The organism is Cohnella mopanensis (assembly GCF_022352055.1).
Classification (GTDB): Bacteria; Bacillota; Bacilli; order Paenibacillales; family Paenibacillaceae; genus Cohnella; species Cohnella mopanensis.
This window is the reverse complement of sequence record NZ_JAKRWM010000004.1, coordinates 172,876-197,146: the sequence shown is the minus strand read 5'-3', so window position 1 is coordinate 197,146 and position 24,271 is coordinate 172,876. Positions and strand designations below refer to the sequence as shown.

Annotated in this window: 20 protein-coding genes; 8 read left to right on the top strand and 12 right to left on the bottom strand. The window is 49.2% G+C overall.

Annotated features, from left to right (window positions below; all coding sequences use genetic code 11):
- Positions 1-8 precede the first annotated feature (8 nt).
- Positions 9-3,032 (top strand): hybrid sensor histidine kinase/response regulator, encoded by a 3,024-nt coding sequence (locus L3D05_RS08285; protein ID WP_239615557.1) that lies wholly within the window; start codon positions 9-11, stop codon positions 3,030-3,032.
- A 2-nt stretch (positions 3,033-3,034) separates the two neighbouring features.
- On the opposite strand, the gene L3D05_RS08280 is transcribed toward L3D05_RS08285, so the two are convergent.
- On the bottom strand, positions 3,035-3,979 hold the full coding sequence (locus L3D05_RS08280) for a helix-turn-helix transcriptional regulator (RefSeq protein ID WP_239615556.1): 945 nt from the start codon (positions 3,977-3,979) through the stop codon (positions 3,035-3,037).
- Between the two features lie 107 nt (positions 3,980-4,086).
- On the opposite strand from L3D05_RS08280, the gene L3D05_RS08275 reads away from it, so the two are divergent.
- The 3 genes from L3D05_RS08275 (at position 4,087) to L3D05_RS08265 (ending at position 7,252) form a co-directional block, all read left to right on the top strand.
- Positions 4,087-5,277 (top strand): MFS transporter, encoded by a 1,191-nt coding sequence (locus L3D05_RS08275; protein ID WP_239615555.1) that lies wholly within the window; start codon positions 4,087-4,089, stop codon positions 5,275-5,277.
- A 183-nt stretch (positions 5,278-5,460) separates the two neighbouring features.
- Positions 5,461-6,708, top strand: a complete 1,248-nt coding sequence (locus tag L3D05_RS08270; RefSeq protein ID WP_239615554.1) for a hypothetical protein — start codon at positions 5,461-5,463, stop codon at positions 6,706-6,708.
- A gap of 37 nt (positions 6,709-6,745) precedes the next feature.
- Complete coding sequence (locus L3D05_RS08265) at positions 6,746-7,252, top strand: hypothetical protein (protein WP_239615553.1); 507 nt, start codon at positions 6,746-6,748, stop codon at positions 7,250-7,252.
- A gap of 169 nt (positions 7,253-7,421) precedes the next feature.
- On the opposite strand, the gene L3D05_RS08260 is transcribed toward L3D05_RS08265, so the two are convergent.
- The 3 genes from L3D05_RS08260 to L3D05_RS08250 form a co-directional block, all read right to left on the bottom strand.
- Positions 7,422-8,147, bottom strand: coding sequence for an ABC transporter ATP-binding protein (locus L3D05_RS08260; protein ID WP_239615552.1), 726 nt, complete (start codon positions 8,145-8,147; stop codon positions 7,422-7,424).
- Positions 8,147-9,268 carry an ABC transporter permease gene (locus L3D05_RS08255; RefSeq protein WP_239615943.1) on the bottom strand — a complete coding sequence of 374 codons (1,122 nt, stop codon included), beginning with the start codon at positions 9,266-9,268 and terminating at the stop codon, positions 8,147-8,149. Before L3D05_RS08255 ends, L3D05_RS08260 begins: the two co-directional genes overlap by 1 nt.
- 126 nt (positions 9,269-9,394) lie before the next feature.
- The gene (locus L3D05_RS08250) at positions 9,395-9,961 is read right to left on the bottom strand and encodes a TetR/AcrR family transcriptional regulator (RefSeq protein ID WP_239615551.1); all 567 of its coding nucleotides are present in this window, start codon (positions 9,959-9,961) and stop codon (positions 9,395-9,397) included.
- 96 nt (positions 9,962-10,057) lie between these two features.
- On the opposite strand from L3D05_RS08250, the gene L3D05_RS08245 reads away from it, so the two are divergent.
- Positions 10,058-13,156, top strand: coding sequence for a hybrid sensor histidine kinase/response regulator (locus L3D05_RS08245; RefSeq protein ID WP_239615550.1), 3,099 nt, complete (start codon positions 10,058-10,060; stop codon positions 13,154-13,156).
- 97 nt (positions 13,157-13,253) lie between these two features.
- On the opposite strand, the gene L3D05_RS08240 is transcribed toward L3D05_RS08245, so the two are convergent.
- The gene (locus L3D05_RS08240; RefSeq protein WP_239615549.1) at positions 13,254-13,658 is read right to left on the bottom strand and encodes a tautomerase family protein; all 405 of its coding nucleotides are present in this window, start codon (positions 13,656-13,658) and stop codon (positions 13,254-13,256) included.
- A 109-nt stretch (positions 13,659-13,767) separates the two neighbouring features.
- Between L3D05_RS08240 and L3D05_RS08235 the strand changes: the two genes are divergently transcribed.
- Entirely contained in the window at positions 13,768-14,667 is a 900-nt protein-coding gene (locus L3D05_RS08235; RefSeq protein ID WP_239615548.1) for a LysR family transcriptional regulator, read from the top strand.
- Positions 14,668-14,892: 225 nt separating this feature from the next.
- Here the strand turns inward: L3D05_RS08235 and L3D05_RS08230 are convergent, their stop codons facing one another.
- Entirely contained in the window at positions 14,893-15,342 is a 450-nt protein-coding gene (locus L3D05_RS08230) for a MerR family transcriptional regulator (protein WP_239615547.1), read from the bottom strand.
- Between the two features lie 173 nt (positions 15,343-15,515).
- Between L3D05_RS08230 and L3D05_RS08225 the strand changes: the two genes are divergently transcribed.
- Positions 15,516-16,367, top strand: a complete 852-nt coding sequence (locus tag L3D05_RS08225; RefSeq protein WP_239615546.1) for an aldo/keto reductase — start codon at positions 15,516-15,518, stop codon at positions 16,365-16,367.
- Between the two features lie 128 nt (positions 16,368-16,495).
- Here L3D05_RS08225 and L3D05_RS08220 read toward each other — a convergent pair whose 3' ends face one another.
- From L3D05_RS08220 to L3D05_RS08200, 5 genes are all read right to left on the bottom strand, one after another.
- Entirely contained in the window at positions 16,496-17,395 is a 900-nt protein-coding gene (locus L3D05_RS08220; RefSeq protein WP_239615545.1) for a DMT family transporter, read from the bottom strand.
- 93 nt (positions 17,396-17,488) lie between these two features.
- On the bottom strand, positions 17,489-18,349 hold the full coding sequence (locus tag L3D05_RS08215) for an NAD-dependent epimerase/dehydratase family protein (RefSeq protein ID WP_239615544.1): 861 nt from the start codon (positions 18,347-18,349) through the stop codon (positions 17,489-17,491).
- Positions 18,350-18,446: 97 nt separating this feature from the next.
- Positions 18,447-18,659 (bottom strand): helix-turn-helix transcriptional regulator, encoded by a 213-nt coding sequence (locus L3D05_RS08210; RefSeq protein WP_239615543.1) that lies wholly within the window; start codon positions 18,657-18,659, stop codon positions 18,447-18,449.
- A 13-nt stretch (positions 18,660-18,672) separates the two neighbouring features.
- The gene (locus L3D05_RS08205) at positions 18,673-19,104 is read right to left on the bottom strand and encodes a hypothetical protein (protein WP_239615542.1); all 432 of its coding nucleotides are present in this window, start codon (positions 19,102-19,104) and stop codon (positions 18,673-18,675) included.
- A gap of 187 nt (positions 19,105-19,291) precedes the next feature.
- A complete protein-coding gene (locus L3D05_RS08200) occupies positions 19,292-20,788 on the bottom strand; it encodes a DHA2 family efflux MFS transporter permease subunit (RefSeq protein ID WP_239615541.1) in 1,497 nt (498 codons plus the stop codon).
- A gap of 235 nt (positions 20,789-21,023) precedes the next feature.
- Between L3D05_RS08200 and L3D05_RS08195 the strand changes: the two genes are divergently transcribed.
- A complete protein-coding gene (locus L3D05_RS08195; RefSeq protein WP_239615540.1) occupies positions 21,024-21,614 on the top strand; it encodes a TetR/AcrR family transcriptional regulator in 591 nt (196 codons plus the stop codon).
- A 20-nt stretch (positions 21,615-21,634) separates the two neighbouring features.
- Here the strand turns inward: L3D05_RS08195 and helD are convergent, their stop codons facing one another.
- Positions 21,635-24,061, bottom strand: a complete 2,427-nt coding sequence (helD, locus tag L3D05_RS08190; protein ID WP_239615539.1) for an RNA polymerase recycling motor HelD — start codon at positions 24,059-24,061, stop codon at positions 21,635-21,637.
- Positions 24,062-24,271 lie beyond the last annotated feature (210 nt).

Below are 24,271 nucleotides of genomic sequence, written 5' to 3'. Positions count from 1 at the left end.
GGTCCGATATGTTTACGACATCGGATCAGCCTCGCGTCGTCCATGGAGTACTCGACATGCGCGGCTTGGACTTGAACAGCTCGCCCCCGATCGCGTTAAATGGCGATTGGCAGTTATACCCTTCCCAATTTGTATCTCATCAGGACGTGCAGCAGACCGCGGAGCCTCGTTACGTTCAGGTTCCGGGAGATTGGAGCAGCGGGCTTGCGAATGGCTCGGGTTCCTCGTACGGATATGGTACGTATAGGCTGCGCATTCTCATTGATCCGCTTAAACAGCCCGTCGGCTTCTGGCTCCAAGGCATTCAAGCCTCCTCGGCAGTCGAAATAAACGGGATTACCGCGAATAGTTTCGGCAAGCTCGCTACGAATGCGAAGGAATATACCCCGAAGAATGTCTCCTATACCGCTTCCTACTCTGTTGAAGGAACGACGGAGATCGAATTGCTTATTCGTGCGGCCAACTTCGACGAGCCTTATAACGGCGGGATCACGCGCTCCATTCGCTTCAGCTCTCAAGCCGCGATAGACTATTCCCGTTGGTACTCTATCGGATTTCAATTGGTTGCGTTCGTGGTTCTCCTGCTTCACGGGTTGTACGCTTGTATCCTCTTCGTCTTCAATCGTCGTGAACGGGCTTTATTCACCATGGGGCTGCTAACGCTGTCGGTCGGAATAGCGGTGATTATCGGTCATGATAACCTGCTCTTATTATGGTTGCCTATCAATTATACATGGGCGATAAAGATCCGATTGCTCTCCCTCCTGTGGCAGAACCAATTTATTCTTCTTCTTTTCAGAAGACTCTCTTCTGCTCCTCCGCGAAACGGATGGCTTCGAGCATACACAGCCGCGCTCGTTTCCCTATCGGGAATCCTGCTGGTCGCGCCCGCTTCATGGGTCAATGGAACGGTCGACTTAAAGATCTTTCTCGTCTTCTATTTAATTCCCTTCGCTTGGTTTATCTATATCGTAGGGACGATGATCTTCAAGAAGCAGGCTGACAAGGACGTCGTCTTCTTGCTGATAACCGCATTGGGAATCATGTCCAACTTAACATGGAGTATAGCGGAGTCCGCTGTGGACATTACCACCGTTTACTATCCTATCGATATTATTGTGGCCCTTATCGGTTTTTCTGCTTACTGGTTCAAAAAATACTTCCGTCATTCCAAAGAAAATACCAAGCTCAATGAACAGTTAAAAAAAGCCGATAAGCTCAAAGACCAATTTCTCGCCAATACGTCGCACGAACTGAGAACGCCGCTGCACGGCATTATGAATATCGCTCAGACCGTTGTAACCAAGGAGAAAGAGAAGCTGAATGAGAGCAGCGTTAAGGATATGGAGCTGCTCATTACGATAAGTCGCCGCATGTCGCATATGCTCGGCGATCTTCTCGATGTCGCGCGTCTCCAGGAGCATCGCATTGTGCTGCAGCAAGAACCCTTGCTCATTCAATCGATCGTTCCCGGTGTTATAGGCATGCTTAAATTTATGATTGGGGGCAAGCCAGTCCAACTCCATATGAATATTCCGGAATCGACGCCGCCGGTAATGGCCGATGAGAAAAGGCTCGTTCAAGTGTTGTATAACTTGTTGCATAACGCCTTGAAATACACCGAGGAAGGCACGATTTCCGTATCCGCCGAGACGCGGAACGGACAAGCCATCATTTACGTCTCCGACACCGGGGTCGGCATGAATGAGGAAACAAAAGCGAGGGCCTTTCTTCCCTATGAACAAGGGGCTTACGGGATAAGCGATGGACGAGGGATCGGACTTGGGTTAAGCATTTGCAAGCTGTTGGTACAATTGCATGGGGGGACATTGTCGGTTCGCTCCGAACCGGGCAAAGGCTCCGTATTCAGCTTTGATCTGCCTTTAGCGAAATCGTCGGATCTCCCGTCGATGCCAAACCCGCTTCAGCTTCACCGGCTAACGGATGAAACGGTTACTCCGCCGTCCGGGTTGATCGTTCCGGCCACCGCAATCGACGAGGTGGCTGCCTCCGCACTGATTCCACCGCTTCTGAGTGGCAGGAAGATGAATATTCTGGCGGTCGATGATGACCCCGTTAACCTGAATGTGCTTGTCGGAATTCTCTCGACGGAGCCGTATCGCATCACAACGGTCCATTCCGCCCGTGAGGTATTGGAATTGCTGGACACCGAGCAGTGGGATCTCCTGATCGCCGATGTCATGATGCCGCAGATGTCCGGTTATGAGTTGACGCAGAGGGTAAGGGAGCATTATTCCGTATCCGAGCTTCCGGTTCTGCTGCTGACCGCGCGTAGCCAGCCTGCCGACATCTACACCGGATTCTCGTCGGGAGCCAACGATTACGTGACCAAGCCTGTAGACGCTCTGGAATTAAAATACCGAATCCGGGCGTTGACCACACTGAAACAATCCATCAATGAACGTTTACGTATGGAGGCCGCGTACCTTCAAGCCCAAATCCATCCTCATTTTCTATTCAATACGCTTAATTCCATTATGGCGCTAAGCGATATTGATACGGCGAAGATGCGAAACCTGGGTGATTCTTTTGCATCCTATTTGCGAATCTGCTTTGATTTTTTAAATACAGGGGAGCTGGTTGAGCTTACCCGCGAATTGGAGCTTGCCGAAGCCTACTTGTATATTGAGAAAGTGCGGTTCGAGGACAGACTGTCTATCGTATGGGAAGTTGAACCGGACATCCACTTGCTTCTCCCTCCTCTAACGATACAGCCCCTAATCGAGAATGCCGTCAAGCACGGCCTTCTAAGTAGGCATATTGGCGGTACGGTTCATATTCGGATTTCTCGCCAGCAAAGCTTCGCGCTCATCGAAGTGCGAGATGACGGAAAAGGGATGGACCAAGACAAGATCGATCAACTGTTAAGTCCCACCCTGAAGGGAAAAAGCGGAATTGGACTTTCCAATACGAATCGGCGATTGATGCAATTGTACGGTCACGGCTTGTCTATTCACAGTAAACCCAATGAGGGAACAACCGTTTCCTTTGTTATTCCGTGCGACCCTTAAGTTTATTGGTAGCGGGACAGCAACTCGGACAGTTTCCTCCGGATGGCATCCTTCAATTCCGCCGGCTCCTCCAAATGCGCTTTGTCCCCTAGCTCGATAAAAAACTCCGTATAAAAAGGAAGGTCACCGCGGGGCACTTCCGTATCGATCACGCCGCTTCCGTCTTCACGCACTTGCAACATCGGTGTAAGCCACAGCTCGGCTTCGCAGCGCTGGACAGCGGATCGACTTAGCTCCGCGCGAAGGCGAACAGGCTCTATCGGCTTTACAGACTCACGTCTGTTGAGGTGAACATCGCCTAGGTCGAGCGGCTTTATGCCGGATTCTTCATACGCAGCCTCACGAATTCGGTCACATCGAAACACACGGAAACCTTGGCGCAGAAAGCAGTAGGCCGTACAATACCAAAAACCGTTATTCGCGTAAATGTTAACCGGTTGAATAGGGCGGCTATCTACGCCCTCCCCCTTTGATTCGTACTTGATGGCGAGCACTCTCTGGTGTACGGCCGCATCGAGGAGAATAGCTAGATAAGGAGCATCGCCGCGCCTTGTCGGCGTAATGAAGTCGACCCGGTTCTTCATGCCGTCGATCCGATCTCGGACATCTCCAGGCATATGGAGGTAGAACTTACTAAGCGCAGAGGCGGATTGCGCTTCGAACGGCAATGAGGAGTAATGGCGCAAGGCGTGTACGGCAAAGAACATCGCCACGGCCTCTTCCTCCGTAAATGCGATCGGAGGCAGCACCCTCTCCCTTACGACTTGATACCCTCCATGAGGACCTACCTCCGAATAAAGCGGCACCCCTAGCTCGCTCAACTCCTGCAAATCCCTTAGAATCGTGCGCTTAGAGACGCCGAATTCGTCAGCAAGCTCTTGAACCTTGAAGCGCCGCTTCCGATTGACGGTCATCATCAATTCCATTAATCTCTTCGACTTAGGCATCCGGACGACCTCCTTAGCGATAAATAGCTGAGTTGGTGACATGTTCTGTCACTATTATGACTTATGATCATCTCAGCAAGCAACTTAGCCAATAGGAGTGATCGACCATGCTTAAGTATACCGTTTTATTCTTTCTCATCATGTTCATGATCGGAACCGATACATTCCTCATATCGCCCTTGCTCCCAACGCTGCAGACACAGTTCGGCGTGTCGACGGGAAATGCCGGGTGGATGATTGGTGCCTACACGCTAGGCTCGGCCGTATTCGCCTTGATCGCCGGACCTCTTTCCGACGGATGGAACCGCAGAACCGTTATGCTATGCGGCTTGCTCGGATTCTCCGTCTCGACGATTCTGTGCGGCTTCGCGGACAGCTTCTGGACGATGTGCTTGTTCCGCCTCCTTGCCGGCGTCAGCGCTGCTTTCACCGCTCCCCAAGTATGGGCTTCCATCCCGGCCGTCATGCCGGCGTCCAGCATATCGAAGACGATGGGCATTGCCTTCGGGGGGCTCGCCGCTGCCCAGGCACTTGGCGTGCCGATCGGAAGCTGGCTCGCATCCGGCAATTGGTCCGTACCGTTCTGGACGATTGGAATCGCTTCGTTGCTGTTAGCCGCCGTCGCCTTCATCTTGCTCCCAGACATGAGGCCTAGCGTGCGCAAGGGCGAGCGGACATCGATCCTTCGCCGATATATCCCGCTGATCACGAGTGCCAAGGCACGAAGCGGCTTTCTTGCCTACCTGCTCCTTCACTTAGGGAGCGGTACCGCATTCGCCTTCGTAGGCAAGTGGCTGGCAGATCGCTTCGAGCTCCCCATCGGGCAGATCGGTACCGTTATGATGTTCCTCGGGCTCGGCACTCTAGCTGGAAGCCTGATTAGCTCATATGCGACTCGAAAGCTAGGCAATACAAAGGCGGTTGCAGTAGGGATGTCAATGCTCGTGGTACTATACGCGGTGATGCCCCGTCTGGCGAACCTCCCTCTCGTGACGATCATTTATTTGATCATTTTCACTACGCTTGGGATCATCTTCCCGATCGTCATGGGCGCGCTCACTTCGCTTAACGCCTCTATCCGGGGAACGATTTCTAGCTTAGCCAACTCCACGATGAACGGCGCCAACACGCTCGGCGCGTGGGTAGCCGGCCTGCTCTATGTCCAGCTCGGTGGCTATTCGTCGATCGGCATCTTTTCGGCGGTTTGCCTAGCGCTCTCGATAGGGACATTCCTTTTCAGCGGCGTCTTAGGGAGTAAAGAGGCACGTATAGGTCAGGAGTCGGTATCCGCTTCTTAATCTCAAAAGGCAAGAGCAGTACCTCGACGTTCATGTGCCGTCGAAGATCTGCTCTTGCTTTATTTAAAGTGATTTTACACGTCAGAATTTTCCATTATATGATAGAATATAATAAATGTTTGGGTCTCTATCTATTCCTGGTACATACATGAAAGTAAATCATTTGGAGAGGCGTGTCTATCGATGTCGCTATTGAAGATCAATGTCGACCGCGTCAGGGATGAAAACGGCGATGTTAAGAGAATGTTCATGAAAGTATCCAATATCAAAGGCGGCGCAAGCTCGCTCCGAAGCGGCATCGAGGCCGGCATTGTCGCCCGAAGAAATATCGGGTATAGATTAGTCAAATCCAACCAAGCTCTTGCCGAATTGGAGAGGCGTCTAAGCGAACTGGATTCTTTCGTTCTTCAATCGGCAGAGAGATATTGGGATACGGAGAAGCGATTAGCCGTTCAAGCCTCGTCGATCCGAGGATTGGAATCAAAGGGATCTTCCTTTTTTGGCAAGCTATTTTCCGACCTTGAGTCTTCGGTTAGAGAATCCGATCTCGGCAAACTACTAGCCTATGGGATGTACGAATATACTCATCCTACCTATCGGACTCCCGCGGAGTATATCAAACAAATTGCCGAGTTGTTAAAGCAGGTTGCGATATCGAATGCTGCTACTTACAAAGATCCTAACATTATAGTTAATGATAATATCTCCGCTAGCGGGTTTGTCAAAGTTATCGATAAAGGCGTTACCTATTATGGTGGCGATCAAGGGTGGTTCTCGAGAGAAACCCAGCGATTTGGCGGTTGCGGTCCTACGGCTGCTGCTAATATTCTTGCCTATATGGCTATGAACGATCCCAAGCTCGCTAAGCTGTACGGATATGATCTAACTAATATTACAAAAAGCGACTATCAAAAATTTATGGAAGAGGTTTACGAGTTTGTGACTCCGACAGAAACTCCCTTCGTTAGCGATAGAAGCGACCAGGGTAAATCAAGCTTGGGTTTGCCTCCATCGTTAGGCATTACCAGTTTATCGAAGTTTGCGGGAGGAGTAGAAGATTACGCGCAAAGCAAAGGAGTCAACTTGAAAGCTCACTGGAGCAACGAGGAACCTACTTTCGACAACGCGGTATCTTACATTAGATCCGCATTAGCATGGAACAAGCCGGTTGCGCTTTTGAACATGTTCGACGGCGTGGACATGCAATACACGGACCCTAAGAATAATGCTATAAGATCTACAACCTATGAACAGCACTGGGTAACGATAACAGGAATGACGGAAGATAAGAAGACGGGCGAGGTTACGCTGGAAGTATCCACATGGGGCAGTAAAGGAACCATTAACTTTAACGAGTTATGGGACAGTGACTGGACCTCGAAGTTCTTCCCGGAAGGTATCATCTACTTCGATCTCCTTAAAGAATCATAAAATGGATGCCATTGATGAACAACAGGAGGGCTGACATTTGAACAAGAGAATGAAAACAGGATGGATCATTGCCATAATTGGTCTTGCGTTCATCGCTGCTATCGTCATAAAGTTTATTACCGATGATATAGATGTGGCTGGATGGAGAGATTTTAAGAAAGATATTAAAGGCGAGTATGAGGTATTAGATAACATATCGATTAACAGTTCCACCCCGATTCGCACCTTCATTTCATTTTACTTAAACCATGATTGCAACCTGGAAGAGATCCTACCGATATTCGAGGAAACGAGGAAATACACGGCCTCCAAAGACGTGATTATGGATCTGCAGAAACTGCACAAATCAAAGTTTAAGAATAACTTTGATGAAATCGTTATTGAATACTCTTATTTCGACAAGTCTAGCGACTATTACTCCCAATTTCGATTTTCATCTATGGTGAATAACGATTCCTCCCTCGGCCCTTGGAGCATAGAACGGAATAGCAAACCGCTTGGCGACTATGTTGACGGTAAGTTCATCAAATACGAAGCGCCCTAACTATCCCTTGTGCTATCTCCAGCACAATAAGTTTCGAATAGCCAAGAACCTCTTCGACCCAGTGTCGAGGAGGTTCTTTAACGTTAGGCTCCAGCTCGTCTCTCTGAGTTCGCAGCATACCCAGATTTAGATGATCTCATCATACCACGAATTGGAATTTCATCTTTCATTAAACAATTCCATCCGTTAATTGCGCTTCATGCGCTTCCTCATTCGCCGTGTGCAAAGACAATTTGCCATCTTCCATCCGATATACCTTATCGCAATATTCAAGCATACGTTCATCGTGGGTAACCATTATTGCTGCTTTCCGGCGTGACTTCACCTCATGCGCGATAAGGCTGACCACTTCATGCGCACGCTTGGTATCCAAGCTTGCTGTCGGCTCATCCGCCAATATGACGTTGGGATTGTTTATTAAAGCTCGAGCGATCGCCGTCCGCTGCTTCTCGCCGCCTGACAGCTCTTCCGGAAAGCTCTTTAGCTTTGAGCCAAGCCCCAATTCTTCCAGAAGCTTAAAGGCGAATGCTTTATCCTCCCCTTTAACTTTCCCGGACATCTTTTTCACGATAAGCAATTGATCAAGAACGTTTAAATACGGAACCAAATTCGAAGACTGCATAATAAATCCGATTTCTTGCAGCCTGATATTAGAAAGTTCGCGCGCTGAAAGCTTAGACATATTTTGTCCATTCAGCTGGACATCTCCTTCGGAGGCTTTGAGTAGCGCTCCCGCAATCGATAAGAAAGTACTCTTGCCTGAACCGGACGGTCCGACGACAGCGACAAACTCGCCCGGCTCCACCGTTATGGACACTTGATCGAGTGCCGTTATTCGATTGCTGCCTTCGGCGAAATGCTGTGAGACTCCACTAATTCGCAATCCCTTTGTCATTATTCAACCCTCCCCAGCGCCTTCAGCGGATCAATCTTCATGATTTTACGAACGGATACCAGCGAGCTTAGCACAGCGATAATAAGCAAAATGACGGAATAATTAACGACAAGCCCTGTATCGAGTTTGAATGGCATACCCTTGGGCATAATCGCCGCAGTCCCATAAGTGAGCAAGATTCCGACTACGATACTAGTCAACGACAGCACGAATACTTGGGATATAATCGCTTTACTCAAGAAACCGCTACTCGCACCGATCGCTTTCATAATGCCGAACTGGCTGGTCTTCTGCATCGTAATTACGTAGAAGAATACTCCAAGCACGAATGCGGAGATCGCCAGCAAAAAGGCAAGCATCATCATAATGGAGCCGTTCTCTTCTTTGTAACCAGGCATTCCTTGTACGGCTGCCGCACGGGTAACCGTATCCGTACTCGAGAGCTTGCTATTGATTGTGCTTGGATCGATATCTTTACCTTGCAGCATAATCGCGTTAACGGGATCCGCAACTCCTTTATCCGAACCTGGCGCCGCGAAGGTGATCTTCCGCCATTCAGCCATCGGAGTAAACACCACCGCAACGTGGTTATAGGTCTGATTCTCGACAAACCCGATAATCGTCAACGACTCCGTCGAACCATCTAACTGGAAAGTGTCGCCGAGTCTAAATCCGTCATCCTTCATCGTCACGTTCGCGATGACATCGGTCGGGTGGCCTGAAGATAATCCTTTCCCCTCGACGATAGCTGGCTCCAAGAAGCTGCCCGGGTTAATTCCTATAATCGCGATGTCTACCTTATCTTCATTCTTGGTACTTTGACCCTTAAGTGCCGTCGCCATCGTACTTCCCATTGGCGACGCGGCCCTTACATTCTGCAACCGCTCCGCTTCCGCCACCAAATGTTCGGACAAGAGAGACTTGCTCATCGAAGACTGCGACCCTTGTTCGAAGACGACATAGTCGGCTTTCATGTTCTTGAACGTCGACGCGGCAAGCGTCGATAAGCCATTGCCCAAACCTGATAAGATGAACACCAACCAAGCGATTAGCACGAAAATAATGACGATCATTAAAAATCTCATCTTGCTATGCATCAATTCCTTCATCGCCAGAAACATTCTAATTGCCACTCCTCATCTCCACGTTTTTTTGACACTAGTGTCATTTTAGAAACAACACTATCCCCGCCTCATCTATTAAACAACATAAATGACACTAGTGTCAAATTTGGTGCTAGATTAAAACTAGCTCCGAGCGCCTCCGATCCACATTTCAAACAAGAGCTTGCTCCACTCCGGCGTAGGGACATTCATCATATTCGGGGTATTAATCAGGTTGAAAAAAACACCGATAAGCGCCGGGAGTGGAATATCTCCTCTTAGATTTCCTTCCTGACGTGCGCGTTCAAACAAGCGCGTTAGTTGAACTTTGAGCGTCTTATGCGCTTGCTCGACAAATTCAAGGTCTCTCGCCGCACCGGGGGAATTTGCAGTATTGATTTTATGAGCGTCTCCTAGAAGCTGATGGAGCGTAGATTCTTCTACGTAAATGTGAAGTAACTGCCGGAGAGCGTCCATAGAATCGGCCTCATCGATGGTTGACGCATTTTCTAATACTGTTGCTATCACGCGCTTCATACAAGCGGCAACAATCTCTTCCTTATTGGAATAGTATTGGTAAATCGTGCTTCGGGCTCCGGTCAAATGCTGTGACAGCAATTTAAGATGAAACCCGTCGTAGCCATGTTCCAGCACTAATCTCTTTGTGGTGTCAAGCAACTCTGTTTCGGTAAAAGATTGTTTTCTTCCCATTGGATCGCCTCCTATATCAGTTTAGCATACGTTCATAAGCAGTTGTAAGCTCAGCTTCAATCCCATCCCAAGAGGAATACCGCAAGTGATGTCGAAATGAAGAGTATGATGCCAACAAGAAAAATATGGATAGTATGCGTACTGTTTTTGACAGCTTTGACGGGTTTCCGTTATTTGTGGCTACACCAAAACTCGGCTAGTCCCAATCCGGTTGCAGTTAAGGGCGTATTGGACTTGCGGGGCTGGGACTCTCTGAACGAGCATTCCCTTTCTCTAAACGGAGAATGGGAGTTCTACCCTGGCGAACTCCGTTATCCCAACGGTTCATCCCCGTCCGATATGCCCTCTCCGAGCAGGTTGATCCAAGTTCCGGGCAATTGGACATTCGACGATCATCCTTACGGCAACGATAAGTATGGCTTCGGCACTTACCGCTTAACCATTCTGGTGGATCCCGACAAAGGTAAGTCTTACGGCATCCGCGTACCGAGCAGTAAAAGTTCATCGGAAGTGTATATCAACGAACGGCTTCTAGGCCATTCCGGCCAACCGGCCGCGAGCAAAGAGAACTATACGCCGTTAGACGTTCCTTATACGGCGTACTTTACATTGCATGACGAGAGAGAGATCGAGCTCGTCATCCAAGTGTCGAATTTCGATGACCCCCTCAATGGAGGGATCTTGCGTTCGGTTAATTTCGGACTGGAAAACACGCTAAGAGCCGACTTGAGCTTTTCCAGGGATATGGTGTGGGTCGCTTGCGTCGCTTATGCGATTCACGTTCTGTACGGCTTTATCTTGTACCTGGTGGGAGACCGGGACAAGAAACTGATTTACTTCTCCCTGATGATTGCTTTCATTATTCTCGCGACGCTCATGGACGGCGATAGATTATTGTATTCATGGGTTCCCTTCACGTTGGAGTGGGGGTTGAAGTTCATTTATATTGCTATGCTATCCGGCGGGTACCTGCTGCATCAATTAATCAAAGACAAGCTGCCGATATTGCTGCGAGGCAGGGCTTCTCTTGCTTATGAGCTGTTATGCGGCATTGCGCTATTATCCGTATGGGTTTTGCCTTTACCCGTTGTGCTTTCTCTGCAAGTCTTGTATTTCGTTCTTATGTTCATCCCTTGTCTTTGTATGCCGGTCATCATGTACAGATCGACGACCAGAATAGACGCGAACAATATCTTCTTGCTCTTGGCGGCCATAGCGGCGATCAACAGTTTGATCTGGCTCGTCATTCTTAATGCGTTCAGCATCGAGATGATCTCTTACCCTTTCGATCTTATCATCGCGATGATTTGCTTTTCGGCGTTCTGGTTCAAGCGCTTCTCCCGACTGTCGGAGGAGTCTCGTCAACTGGCGGATACGCTTCAACAAGCGGACAAGAAAAAAGACGATTTCCTGTCGACCGTCGCCCATGAACTGCGCAATCCGCTGCACGGCATTATTAACATCTCGCAATCGGTCTCGGAGAGAGAACAGGACAAGCTCGGAGTGAATAGCGTTAACGACCTGCAGATGCTAGTTCAGGTCGGCCGACGTATGTCCTATATTTTGAACGATCTGCTGGATATGGCCCGATTGAAGGAAAACCGAATAAGCCTGAACCTTACGGATATATCCGTCCACGGCGTAGCTTCAAGCGTCATCGATATGCTTCGTTTTATGACCGAAGGCAAGCCGATCCAACTGATCAACCGTATACCGGCCGGTTTCCCTCTTGTACATGCCGACGAGTACAGACTGAATCAAATCCTGTTCAATCTACTACACAACGCCGTCAAATATTCGAATGCGGGCGAAGTAGCGGTAGAGGCGGAGGTGCAGGCAGGCTGGGCTAGCGTATCCGTTACGGATACGGGTATCGGGATGGATACGGACATGCTGGGCAAGGCATTCGAGCCCTACGAGCAGGCCTCAACGGAAGAGGCTTCGCTCAGGGGCGGATTCGGACTCGGGCTCAGCATCTGCAAACAGCTTGTCGAGATGCATGGAGGAACTCTGACCGTCCGCTCCAAGCCGAATGAGGGGTCCGTATTCACATTTACATTAAAGCTTATCGCGAATGGAACTATTGAAGAGTTGGCGGCACCGCTAATAGCGGCGACCGCTATCGTATCCGAAGGCGACAGTGCGGTTGATAACCTAACGACTGTTTATGTCGAACAATTTAACACCCCGTCTTCAGACCGGATTCGTTTGCTGGCTGTCGATGACGATCCGATTAATCTCAATGTGCTGAGAACGATTTTCGCGGAGGAGGCTTATGAAGTCGTCACTGCGATTAACGGCGATGAAGCGCTCGCGCTGCTGAAATCCGGCCGGTGGGATTTGATCATTTCCGATGTGACGATGCCGATCATGTCCGGTTATGAACTGACCGCGCGAATTCGTGAACGGTTCTCCATCACGGAGCTCCCCATTCTTCTCTTGACGGCGAGCAATCAGGATAGGGACATTGAGGCGGGATTTCTCTCCGGTGCCAACGACTACGTCACGAAACCGGTGAATGCGACGGAGCTGAAGATTAGAGTCCGATCATTAACGAATCTGAAGAGATCGGTCAACGAACGATTGCGGATGGAAGCGGCGATACTGCAAGCCCAGATCAAGCCTCATTTTATGATCAATACGTTTAACTCGGTATCCGCCCTAAGCAAGATAGATACGGCCAAGATGGATAAGCTCGTCCAGGAATTAACTAATTATTTTAGGCTCGGCATCGATTTTCAAAATACCGATCAGTCCATGCCACTTGACCGAGAACTTAATCTTATTCGCTCTTACTTGTATATTCAGAAGGAACGCTTCGAGGAAAGGCTTCAGGCAGTGTTGGAAGTCGACGCTGACGTGAACATCCATATCCCTCCCTTGACCATCCAGCCGCTTGTCGAAAATGCGGTTACGCATGGGGTATTAAAACGAAATGCCGGCGGGGAAGTCCGAATTCGAATTACCGATCTCGGCCGATCCGTCGAGATATGCGTATCCGATAACGGCGTAGGAATCGAAGAAGAAAGGGTCAAGAATATTCTGGATCGGCAGTCGACCGGGCGCTCGGGAATCGGACTGTTGAATACGGATAGGAGATTAAAACAGTTTTCCGGCAGCGGCTTGAGAGTTGAGAGTAAATTGGGTTCAGGAACCTCGGTTTCGTTTATCGTTGCTAAACATTATAAACAGTAGCCCTTTCCAATGAGCTAACCATCAAGCACAGAGCTCGGCGATCAGCCCAGCCCTGTGCTTTACTCTTATCGCTCGCATTATTTGCCGATGCGCCGTATCACGCCTCGTTAACCGGACGCTGCAGCATTTGAGCAATCCCGTTCCCAAACGACCAATCTTCGAATTCCGTATCGACGAGCACAATGAAGACATCTTCTTTTCTCATGTAAAGCGTCGTCGATAATTCCTCAGCCAACGTCGCATAAAAGCTTGATTTCTGCTCCGTTGTTCTGCCGGATTTCAGCGTAATTTGGATATAAAGCAGGCCGCTGCTTCGTTCAATGTTCAAATAGTCGTGACTATAATAAAACTCCCCCGGCTTATGCGCATGGAAAACCTGGAACAAATCATCCTCCGGCACATGGAAGTGCTGAATTAATGCGCTCATGATCGCTTGACTTATCCGTTCGAGCTGGTGGGTCTCGTATTGCTGTTCCAAGTAGCTGACTCTGATGAATGGCATCTCATTTCACTCCTTCTTCGGGATGTCCTCATTGTACGCCTCGAAATTTAATCTGTATAATTGAATAAGATAATGATCTCGATCAATTATACAGATAGAGGTGACATCGATGGATCTGAAAGAACTTACGGCTTTCAAGACCATTCTCCAAGAAGGAACTTTCTCGCGAGCTGCGGAGAAATTGAATTATGCGCAGTCTACCATTACAAGCCAAATTCAACGTCTGGAAAAAGAGCTGGGCATACAGCTCTTCCACAGAGGATGGGATGCGCAACTGACAACTGCCGGGCAAGTCTTCGCGGAGGAAATCGACAAGCTCATTCAGCATTGGAACTACGTAACGGAACTGACCAAAGCTTTGGGGCATGACGAGGTGGGGACGCTTCATATCGGAGGAATCGAATCGATGATGGGCACCGTCTTTCCGAACGCCTTACGCAAATTCCATGAGCATAAACCAAAAATCGAATGTCACTTCGTCATGGGGAACACCGATTCCCTCTCGCAATCCGTCCTGCGGAAGGAGCTGGATTTCGCCATCTGCGGCGAGCCTACCAACCTGTCTTCCTTTCACTTTGAACCGCTTTATCAGGAGAAGATCGCTTTTATCGTTGACCGCAATCATCCTTTAAGCGGACTAAGCCCTATTCCATTCCAAGAGATTCTAGAATATCCGATCATAGCCGGAGGAAGCACTTGCTTGTACTACCTTCGATTAGCCAAACAATTTTCGAGGTTCGAGTCCTCACCGACTCTAAGCACCGTAAGTCAGATTTCTGCCATTCCCCATTTTGTAAGGCAGACCTCTTCGGTCGGAGCGGTACTTGATTCGACACATCTAAATAAGGATGTCGTACAGATCGAAGTTGAAATGAGCGAGCCTTTCATTCAGATTGGACTATTGCAGCCGCGCAGCCGCGAATATCTAGAAGCATCATCGAGAAGGCTGTTCATGCAGTTCGTAAGAGAGGACATTGACGGGAAGAGCAAGCCCGCTAAAGATAAGTAACCCCTAGACGTTCGTTGAAAATAAAGTTTTAGACTGACCCAAAAAAAGGAAACAACGGCAGCCTTGGACGAGAAAAATAAAGTCCTAGACTACCGCTGCTATATTGAGTTATCGTGTCCCGTTAGTTCAATCTAGACTGATGTGGATCTTGTTCATTGCCAAGCCAATCAGGAGTTTTAATCCGAAGATTTTCTTCAGAGCGGTTGATGTGCTCACGAATATCTCTCACGCCTTCCGAACAGAGGGCGAGTAAAATACGTCACAATGCATATGCAGAATTTTGTCCCAGTTGCCGGGATTGGTCGTGTCTGGAGAGCGGTGCTCCAGAATTGCCTGATATAGGTCGGTTTTTTGTTCCAAATGGGCAACGTGCTGTTTGGCTTCTTCGAGCTTAACGAGCGCCGCTTCTTTATGCTCCATCATGAGTGTGCAGCGTTGCGGAATGGTCGAGTCCCCTTCGAGACAGAGATCGACGTACATTTTAATGACTTCAATCGGCATCCCGGATTGCTTGAGGCATTTGACGCCATGCAGCCAGTTGATCGATTCTTCGTCGAACATCCGAATGTTGTTTTGATTGCGTTGTACGCTTGGCACCAGGCCTTTATCCGTGTAAAAGCGCACGGCGTGCTCGGTGAGTCCCGTTATCTGGGCGGCTTCTTTGACCGTATACATGTGAAATCCTCCTTGGAAAATAAATTTTTGAATACGGCTTGACTTCGTGTAACACGAAGGTACTAAGCTTATTGTAATGCAAATCAGCCGTAAGCGGAATCCCCGCTGCAGTACCCGATTCCCGGGATACGCGCCGTTTGCTGTTATACATTTGAACACTGGGAGGAGTTACAATGCAAACCGTAACATTGAACAACGGAGTGAAAATGCCGATCATCGGCTTCGGCGTCTACCAGATTCCCGACGCTGAGGAGTGCGAGAACGCGGTATATGAAGCGCTGATGGCCGGTTACCGCCTGATCGACACGGCCGCCGGTTATCTGAATGAGGAAGCGGTCGGACGCGCGATCAAGCGCAGCGGCGTACCGCGTGAGGAGCTGTTCATCACGACCAAGCTCTGGGTTCAGGATGCCGGCTACGAGAGTGCCAAGCTGGCGTTTGCCAAATCCTTAAAGAAGCTACAGCTCGAATATCTCGATCTATACCTTATTCACCAGCCGTTCGGCGATTACTACGGCTCTTGGCGTGCGATGGAAGACCTGTACCGCGAAGGCAAGATCAAGGCGATCGGTGTCAGCAACTTCCTGCCCGACCGTCTGATGGACCTCATCGTGCATAACGAAATCGTGCCCGCCGTCAACCAGATCGAAACGCACCCGTTCTACCAGCAGACTGAGAGCGCCGCTTTTATGAAAGAGCAGGGAGTTCAACACCAGTCGTGGGCGCCGTTCGCTGAAGGACTTAACAACATGTTCGGCAACGAAGTGCTGGCCTCGATCGCAGAAAAACACAACAAGTCCGTCGCCCAGGTCGTGTTGCGCTGGCTTGTTCAGCGTGAAGTCGTTGTAATTCCAAAATCGGTGAGAAAAGAGCGGATCGTCGAAAACTTCGACATTTTCGATTTTGAGTTGAGCGCGGACGATATCGAACAAATTTCCGCCCTCGATACGCAGAAAAGTCTTTTCCTTTCCTACCACGATCCAAAATTCGCCAAGATGCTGGGCACCTTGAGAGTCGATCTGTAAACCTTGATCGAACGGTAAACTCATCACGCGTTTATCCTCATCTATTAAGAAAGGACAGGACAGGGCGGCCCCCTGTCCTGTCCTTTCTTTAATTGAATTGCAAATTCTAAAATACCCTCAGGACATCGCTATTTGGAATGCGCATAAGTGGCCGTCTTCTTGATTCTTCGGCGCGGCATCGGAAAATTCAATAATAAGAGTCCCGTTACGAAGATCAGCGTACCGCTAATGATGTAGATGGTGATAGGGTCTCGGAAAAATAAATAGGACCACAATATCGCAAAAAGAACGGTGCAATTGCCGACAATCGCGACGACGGCGAACGGCACCCGCTTGATGGCTTCCGCAAACCAGAAAAAGCTGAGGCCTGTAATGACGCCAAGCAGCACCAAAGCCACCCACGCCCACACCGTAATCGGACCGATAAAACCGTGGGATTGGATCGGGATCGGAGCGGCGACGATTATTGTACTCATTAAGAAAACGGATAAGTTCATGTTGCCGTTGTCCATCGTCTTAAGGAGCATCCTCTGGCTTAATACGTGTATGGCAGCACCGATGCCCGCTAGCGTGAACAACAACGTCGTTAGACCGCCACCTTGAGCAAGCTCGTTAAGCGGCGTACCGTTCCAACCGACAACGATGACGCCGGCAACGCAGAATATCGCGGCCATCCAGCCGCGGGTCGATATTTTTTCCTTGAACAGCAGTCCCGCCGCAAGCAAAAGAACGACGGTCTGAACAGGCTGAACGAGAATATTCCCGTAGGAGTATCCGATTTTCAAGGCTATATTCTCAGCCGCATAATTAGCCGCTTTCCCGATTGCGCCAATCCAGATCCATTTCATCCCCAAGCGGACCTGAATTTTACCATCGCGAATAAACAGATAAATACCGAGACAGATCACGCCGAAAAAAAAGCGCGCGAACGAAATAATGGCGCTGTCCACCATCGTCGATGCCGTTTTGACAAGTACCCCGACAAAGCTCCATGCCAATGTCGCTAGCAGGAGCAGAATATAACTCAAGAAGGTACACCTTCTTCGCTGATAGATTTAAGCAAAAAAAGAGATTGACCCTCTCGACCAACCACGAGAACGGGGCAACCTCTTACGAATCGATTATTTGCCGAGCTGCTCGCGCCACTTGTATTTTGGCTCCCAGCCGAGTAATTTCATGGCTTTCTCGCTATTGAGCAGCGCTTCATGCCCTTCAAGCGGAGCGCGGAAGTCGGTCACTTCCGGATAACGCGCGGCCATCAGCTCGCGGCTTGGAACAGCCATGCTTGTCTCATTCGATCCGAGATTAAGCGCAACGGAACCGAGTCCTTCCGCTTCAATCGCAAGACGGCAAGCTTCTGCAGCGTCACGCGTATCGATATAGCTCCACAGAATCCGTTCGCGCTCCTCCGGGTTATTGATCCACGATGGGAACCGTTCATACCACTCCGGTGGAATCACGTTGCCCAGACGTAGCGACACGACTTGAATGCCGGATCTGCGGTAGAACATATCCGCCGTCAACTCGCCCACCACCTTGGACAAACCGTAGCTGTCCTGCGGCAGTTGCGGATGCGCCTCATCCATCGGCACGTATTGCGGACCGAACGGATGAACGGCAAAGCAAATTCCGTACGACGATTCGCTGGAAGCGATAACCGCTTTCTTGATCCCGAGCCCTGAAGCCGCTTCCAAAACATTATATGTAGACATGACGTTGTTGCGGAACGTCGCTTCGGGCGGTACCATACCCGCTCTAGGAATTGCCGCCATATGAACGACCGCATCCGCGCCGGCTAGCGCACCGTAAGTCTGACCTAAATCTTCAAGATCCACGATGAGCGTAGGGCACAGTGGCTCCTCCGGTTGGCGTGTATCGACGTTCAGCACCTCATAGCCATGCTCAACCAAATGCCTAACGACCCATCGGCCCAACATGCCGCTTCCGCCGGTTACGACTACTTTTTTAACTTTATTAGTCATCGAAATCTTCCCCTCCCTATCTCAGATGCTAGAAAGTTGCCACAGACAACAAGTTTAGATTAGCAGACTTTGTTTATGCGGTAAACAATCAAATTCGTTAGTCCTTGAGTATAAACAGTTCCTCCACAGGAACTCCAAATACCCTTGCCAATTTAATGGCTAATTTCGTACTCGGAATAAACTTGCCGTTTTCGATTGTATTGATCGTTTTTCTAGTCACTCCGACCCATTCTGCCAACTGCTCTTGGGTAAGATTCATTCTGGCTCTTTGTACTTTGATTGTATTTTCCAGAACATCTTCATTCATCATATTTAACCTCTTATTATTCTTTATCGAATATCAGGTAGGATACGAGGGCAGCTGTAACTCCAACAATAATTAATATATGCAAAGTAAACTGAGCTTTCAAATCAACAAATAAGCTTAGAACGAATAACGTAACAATGCACGCCAACAAAACCCAGAACGCCGCCGTAAAACTCTTAATTCGAATCGCTTGAATATACTCATCGTTTAACGGACCCGCCAACTCGCGTTTTTTTCGAAGAAGCCGAGAAAATTGTACGAGTCGTACATTGTAATATAACCATACAAAACAACCAATGGCGGAAATCATTGAACTCCAACCGGATACGATCGGGTTGAAATTAAAATATTGAAATAAAAGCGGAAGCTGCCATGCTGTAAAACCAATCAAGCTACCTATCATGATTTTACGCCTTTTCATATCCAATTGCTCTATCTCAGATACCAAGTGTTTCGCCCCCTCAATAATGTAACATATATTACTCATTATATAACCTTAGGGTTACACAAACAAGAAGATATTGTCATTTTATTGTCGGGATATCGCACATACAAAAAGAGCTTCTCCAGCTTTACGTAGCGGAGAAGCTCTTCGACATGTCCTTGCGTTTGTTCCTATTTGTTCCTATTTGTTCCTATACTTCCTCAACCGTTTTTCTTTCCACGACTACACCGGTTGCTTCTTCCTCGGCTTGCCCCGTGCGTTTAATAAAGAAAGAAAGCAACAGACCGACAAGTCCAATTCCAATGATAACAAGATACGCATCATTAATTCCTTGAATAGTCGCCTCCATCTTCATGACTTCCATGGAAGAAGCCGCCGAGCCGCCTGCGGCGACCATATCTTGAAAATGGGATTTGGTACTGGTAGTCATCACCGTGACGAGCAGAGCGGTTCCTATTCCACCGGCCACCTGCTTGATGGTGTTGGAGATCGCCGTACCATGCGCATTCAATCTAGCCGGTAACTGGTTCAAGCCAGCCGTCGTGATCGGCATCAGGAACATCGCCATCCCGAAGCGTCGTCCCGTGGACATCAGAACCAAATAAGTGTAACTCGTGGAATCGGTCAGATTCACGAATCCGATTGTGGTCAAGATCGTAATCGCCATCCCGATAATGGACAGCCACTTCGCTCCGAACCGATCGAACAACTTCCCGGTAATCGGCATCATAAATCCCATCAGAAGCGCGCCTGGAAGCATCAAAAGTCCAGACTCCATTGCTGTGTATCCACGTGCACTTTGCAAATATAGAGGAAGCAGCATCATATCCGCATACATGACCATCGTAACCACAATGTTAATAACGGTCGTCAATGAAAACATATTGTACTTGAACGCCCTGAGATCGAGAAGCGGGCTCTTGGAGACCAATTGTCTCCATGTAAACAAAATCAAAGAGACAACTCCGACAACAATAGACAGTACCACTTCCGCGCTAGACCAGCCTTTGCTTCCGGCACTGCTGAAGCCGTAAAGAACAGCACCGAATCCGATCGTCGAGAGAACGACGCCCCAAACATCGATTTTGGGATAGCTTCGTTCAGATGCATTTTTCAAATAAATAAAGGCGACGGCAATAACGATAATGACAAACGGAATCATTCCGTAGAACATCGTGCGCCAGGAATAATGCTCCATGACATAACCGGCGAGCGTAGGTCCGATAGCCGGGGCGAAAATAATGGCGAAACCGACCATCCCCATAGCCGCTCCCCGTTTGTCGGGAGGGAAAATGGTCAAGACGACATTCATGAGCAGCGGCATGATAATACCGGCGCCGGCTGCTTGAATCAAGCGGCCTGTCAGCAAAATATCGAAGTTGGACGCGACTGCTGAAATAATGGTTCCGACGAGAAAAATAACCATGGAACTCTGGAAAAGCTCACGGGTCGTAAACCGTTGCATGAGGAATGCCGTGATCGGAATAAGAACCCCGTTTACCAACATATAGCCGGTTGTCAGCCATTGCGCCGTAGACGCCGCAATGTCAAAATCGACCATCAACTCCGGCATTGCCACGCTCATAATGGTCTGATTCAGTACGGCGATGAACGCTCCCAGAATCATGACGAACAGCAACGGGCCTTTCTTAATGGTACTGATGTCAAAGCTTGAATTATTACTCATCCTGCTCAACCCCTTTAAATTCGTACAACTAATTAACACATTGTTGTATAATAAACTCAATGTTCAAAATTATAATCAGCTGATCTGTAATTCACAAGCAACAACTTTTTGATAAATGTTTATTAGTTTACGGTTCATCTGTTTCTGTCGTCTATCCGTATAATAATTTACAGATCAGCACAAAATTGTAGTCAAACTCGGGCTTTTCGATCCATGAGAAGGGAAATGAGAGTTCATGTCAACAACATCATCACGTACGGATCCGCGTATACTACGCACGCGCCAATTGATTCGAGATGCCTTTATCGATTTACTTCAGGAGATTGAACTCGAGAAAATAACCGTAAACCGTATTGCGGAACGAGCCACGATCAATCGCGTCACCTTCTATCTTCATTACCGGGATATTCCGGACATGCTGGAGAAGATAGCGGATGACATGATTCATGAAATTCATGTTATCTTGGACGATGCTCCGTATCCCTTCCAAGCTGACGTGGACTGGTCCATATTGGTGAAAGTACTTGAACATATCGGGGACAACTCCAAATTTTACAAGGTGCTGCTCGCTTCCAAACGAATCCCGGTATTTACCGACCGTCTTACGAAGCTGTTCGCGGATATCATCACTAGCAGAGCCGGGAAGAGAGACATGTCCCCGGCTCTAGCGGATTTGAGCATTCCGAGAGATATTGTCATCTGGTACGGCTCCTCCGCCTTCATCGGTACCATTGTGTGCTGGCTTCGCAACGATATGCCTTACACGCCGCTTTATCTTGCCAAGCAGCTTTCTCAACTATTCCGTCTACATCACAATACGACTTAAATTTCTGTAACTACAATCCTTTATTGCTCCACCTCATATAAAGACGAATCCAATGCCTGGATATAGGGTGTCCATTCCCCTGTCGTATAGAGTAGAAGCCGATGCATCGCTCGCGTGCATGCGGTATAGAAGAGCTTGCGTTCGCTTTCCCGATAATACGTCGCCGAAGAAGCATCGTAGATAAGCACGGCGTCGAACTCGACACCTTTGGCGAGATAGGCAGGCATAACGGCCGCCCCCTTCTCAAAGGTGATTGTCTCCTTCGTAATGAGCCGCAGAGTTTCGCAACCCTGTGCCGTCAATTCTTCGTAGGCCTCGCGGCTCTCGGCCGCGGTCTTCGTAATAACGGCGATCGAGTCGAAGCCTTCAGCCTTGAGCGCCGCAAGGTCTTCTATGATTCGCGACGTCCGCTCTTCGCCGTTGCCAACCTTCGAGAGGTACGGTTTCCTGCCGCTCCTATCGAACGGTACGATCTCTCCGCTTGATAACAGCGACTTCGTAAACTCCACGATCTCCCGGGTTGAACGATAACTTCGGACAAGGCGGATCAGGCTCGTTTCGTCTTCGCCGTAAAGCCGGATCAACGGCGAATCCGCCTCGTGCAGATTCGTTGCTTGGGGGAAGATCGCTTGGCCGAAATCGCCGAGTACCGTCATGCGGGCGCGAGGAAACAGACGTTTAAGAAACGCGAATTGGAACGGCGAATAATCCTGGCCTTCGTCGACAAAGAGATGCCTCACCTCCGTGTTCGTCCGAGCGCCCTCGACGAGTTCTTTTAAATACAGGAACGGAGTCGCATCCTCATAAAACAGCTCGAGCCTACTCAGCTTCTCCTTTGTTTGCTTGCAGATTTCCGGCCACAGCTCGGGCACTTCGGTCTCGTTCGTCATTTTCCGATAAGCGGCAGCATCGCCGAACAACTGGCCGTACAGCCCAATCGCGTCTATGAACATGAACCGTTTTGCATCCCGCTTCAGCGGTTTGAAGTGCTCCTTCACGATCATCCGGCGAAGCAGCTCTTCTTCCTGCATGGCATAGTCGAACACATTCTCTTCCCCCTGCTCCTTCCCGCGAAAATCGCCATAGACTTCCACATATTGCTGAGTAAAATCGAAGACCGCCTCTTCCCGCTGGTACTTCTTGAGCAATGCGCCGTAGGCTTCGGCATATTGCTCGTTGTCGAGGTAGTCGAGTTCATCTTGAACCCAGAGCGCCTCCTGCTCCCGACGCTCCAACGAAGCTAGCTCTCGCAGTAACCATTCCCGCAGCAGAACGACGCGATTAACCAGACGAATGGAACTATCGTAGCTGTAAAATTGCGATTTCATTTGCTCCGCGGTAATCAACTCGCGTTCTCGGAAAAGGATACCGCGGAATAGCATGCCTTCCTTCCCCAGCCACAGCGCATAACTTTGGAGAGCTTGCAGGAAAGCTTCGGAAGCCTTATATTGCATTCCGTTCAGCCGCGCTTCATACCCTTGCGAAGATGTCGACGTCAGTACATATTCGATCTGCTCGAACGGGTCCTCTAGACGAAACGCGGAACCAAGCCAGTACGCAAGATATTCCTGAAAGGTCGTCTGCTGCATGTTCTCCTCGCCGAGCTCGGGAAGGACCGTGGATACATAACTGTTAAACATCGGATTAGGCGAGAAAAGAACGATCTGGTCCGCCTTGAGCTTATCGCGGTGTTTATATAACAAGTACGCTACCCGTTGCAGCGCCGCGGAAGTCTTCCCGCTGCCGGCCGCCCCCTGCACAATGAGCATACGGCTCTTGTCGTTGCGGATGATAGCGTTCTGCTCCTTCTGGATGGTGGCCACGATGCTCTTCATTTGCGCATCCGCGCCCTTGCCAAGCACCTGCTGAAGCAATTCGTCGCCGATCGTTACGCTTGTATCGAACACATTCTGGAGCTGACCGTCGCGGATCTGGTATTGCCGCTTCAGCATCATCGTACCCGTGATTTGACCGCCCGGCGTTTCATAGGCGGAGACGCCGGGGGAATAGTCATAGTACATGCTCGCAATCGGCGTTCGCCAGTCATACACCAGGAAGCTCATGCCGTCCGTATCGACGAAGGACGATACGCCGATATAGATTGGCTCGCTGAAGCTCATGCCGTCCTCTTGAAAATCGATTCGTCCGAAGTAGGGAGACGGCAGCAGCCGTTGCATGTTTTTCCAACGCTGCATCCGTTGTCTATGACTGCGCTCCCGTTCGGACAACAATGCTTCTTGCTGTTTTATGCTGTAGAAGGTCTCTTCGAAATCTTCGTCCGTACTCGTATTGACCGTAACTTCCTCCCAAAATCGCTTGCGAAAGTCCGCCACCTGATCGCGCAGCCCGGTCACCTCCGGTTCCAGTTCCGCGATTTCCGATCGCAGTCCCTCCGTAACCAGATCCAGCCGTTCCTGCTCTTGCTGCCAATCCTTCGCGTTTATCATCTTCTGAACACGCTCCTTATCAGTCAAATTTGGAGAAGGAAAAGAACGTTTGACAAACCGTAAAACCATGTGATAATATTAAGGTATAGATAAGATGCAATAACTCTGTTCAGATAATAAAAATTTCGACAGTGCCCTTATCATAACATAGCGCTTCTTTGCGTGCAATCTATTTATATCCGAGAACCCGGCAAGCTTACCGGGTTCTTT

Bases quoted from the DNA above. Each gene is read 5' to 3' on its own strand.
- L3D05_RS08260 (WP_239615552.1), bottom strand. From the start codon at position 8,147: ATGACAAAGGGATTGCGAATTAGTGGAGTCTCACAGCATTTCGCCGAA.
- helD (WP_239615539.1), bottom strand. From the start codon at position 24,061: ATGATAAACGCGAAGGATTGGCAGCAAGAGCAGGAACGGCTGGATCTG.
- L3D05_RS08270 (WP_239615554.1), top strand. From the start codon at position 5,461: ATGTCGCTATTGAAGATCAATGTCGACCGCGTCAGGGATGAAAACGGC.
- L3D05_RS08225 (WP_239615546.1), top strand. From the start codon at position 15,516: ATGCAAACCGTAACATTGAACAACGGAGTGAAAATGCCGATCATCGGC.
- L3D05_RS08250 (WP_239615551.1), bottom strand. From the start codon at position 9,961: ATGGGAAGAAAACAATCTTTTACCGAAACAGAGTTGCTTGACACCACA.
- L3D05_RS08235 (WP_239615548.1), top strand. From the start codon at position 13,768: ATGGATCTGAAAGAACTTACGGCTTTCAAGACCATTCTCCAAGAAGGA.
- L3D05_RS08275 (WP_239615555.1), top strand. From the start codon at position 4,087: ATGCTTAAGTATACCGTTTTATTCTTTCTCATCATGTTCATGATCGGA.
- L3D05_RS08240 (WP_239615549.1), bottom strand. From the start codon at position 13,658: ATGCCATTCATCAGAGTCAGCTACTTGGAACAGCAATACGAGACCCAC.
- L3D05_RS08210 (WP_239615543.1), bottom strand. From the start codon at position 18,659: ATGATGAATGAAGATGTTCTGGAAAATACAATCAAAGTACAAAGAGCC.
- L3D05_RS08230 (WP_239615547.1), bottom strand. From the start codon at position 15,342: ATGTATACGGTCAAAGAAGCCGCCCAGATAACGGGACTCACCGAGCAC.
- L3D05_RS08285 (WP_239615557.1), top strand. From the start codon at position 9: ATGTTTACGACATCGGATCAGCCTCGCGTCGTCCATGGAGTACTCGAC.
- L3D05_RS08255 (WP_239615943.1), bottom strand. From the start codon at position 9,268: ATGTTTCTGGCGATGAAGGAATTGATGCATAGCAAGATGAGATTTTTA.
- L3D05_RS08215 (WP_239615544.1), bottom strand. From the start codon at position 18,349: ATGACTAATAAAGTTAAAAAAGTAGTCGTAACCGGCGGAAGCGGCATG.
- L3D05_RS08245 (WP_239615550.1), top strand. From the start codon at position 10,058: ATGAAGAGTATGATGCCAACAAGAAAAATATGGATAGTATGCGTACTG.
- L3D05_RS08280 (WP_239615556.1), bottom strand. From the start codon at position 3,979: ATGCCTAAGTCGAAGAGATTAATGGAATTGATGATGACCGTCAATCGG.
- L3D05_RS08200 (WP_239615541.1), bottom strand. From the start codon at position 20,788: ATGAGTAATAATTCAAGCTTTGACATCAGTACCATTAAGAAAGGCCCG.
- L3D05_RS08195 (WP_239615540.1), top strand. From the start codon at position 21,024: ATGTCAACAACATCATCACGTACGGATCCGCGTATACTACGCACGCGC.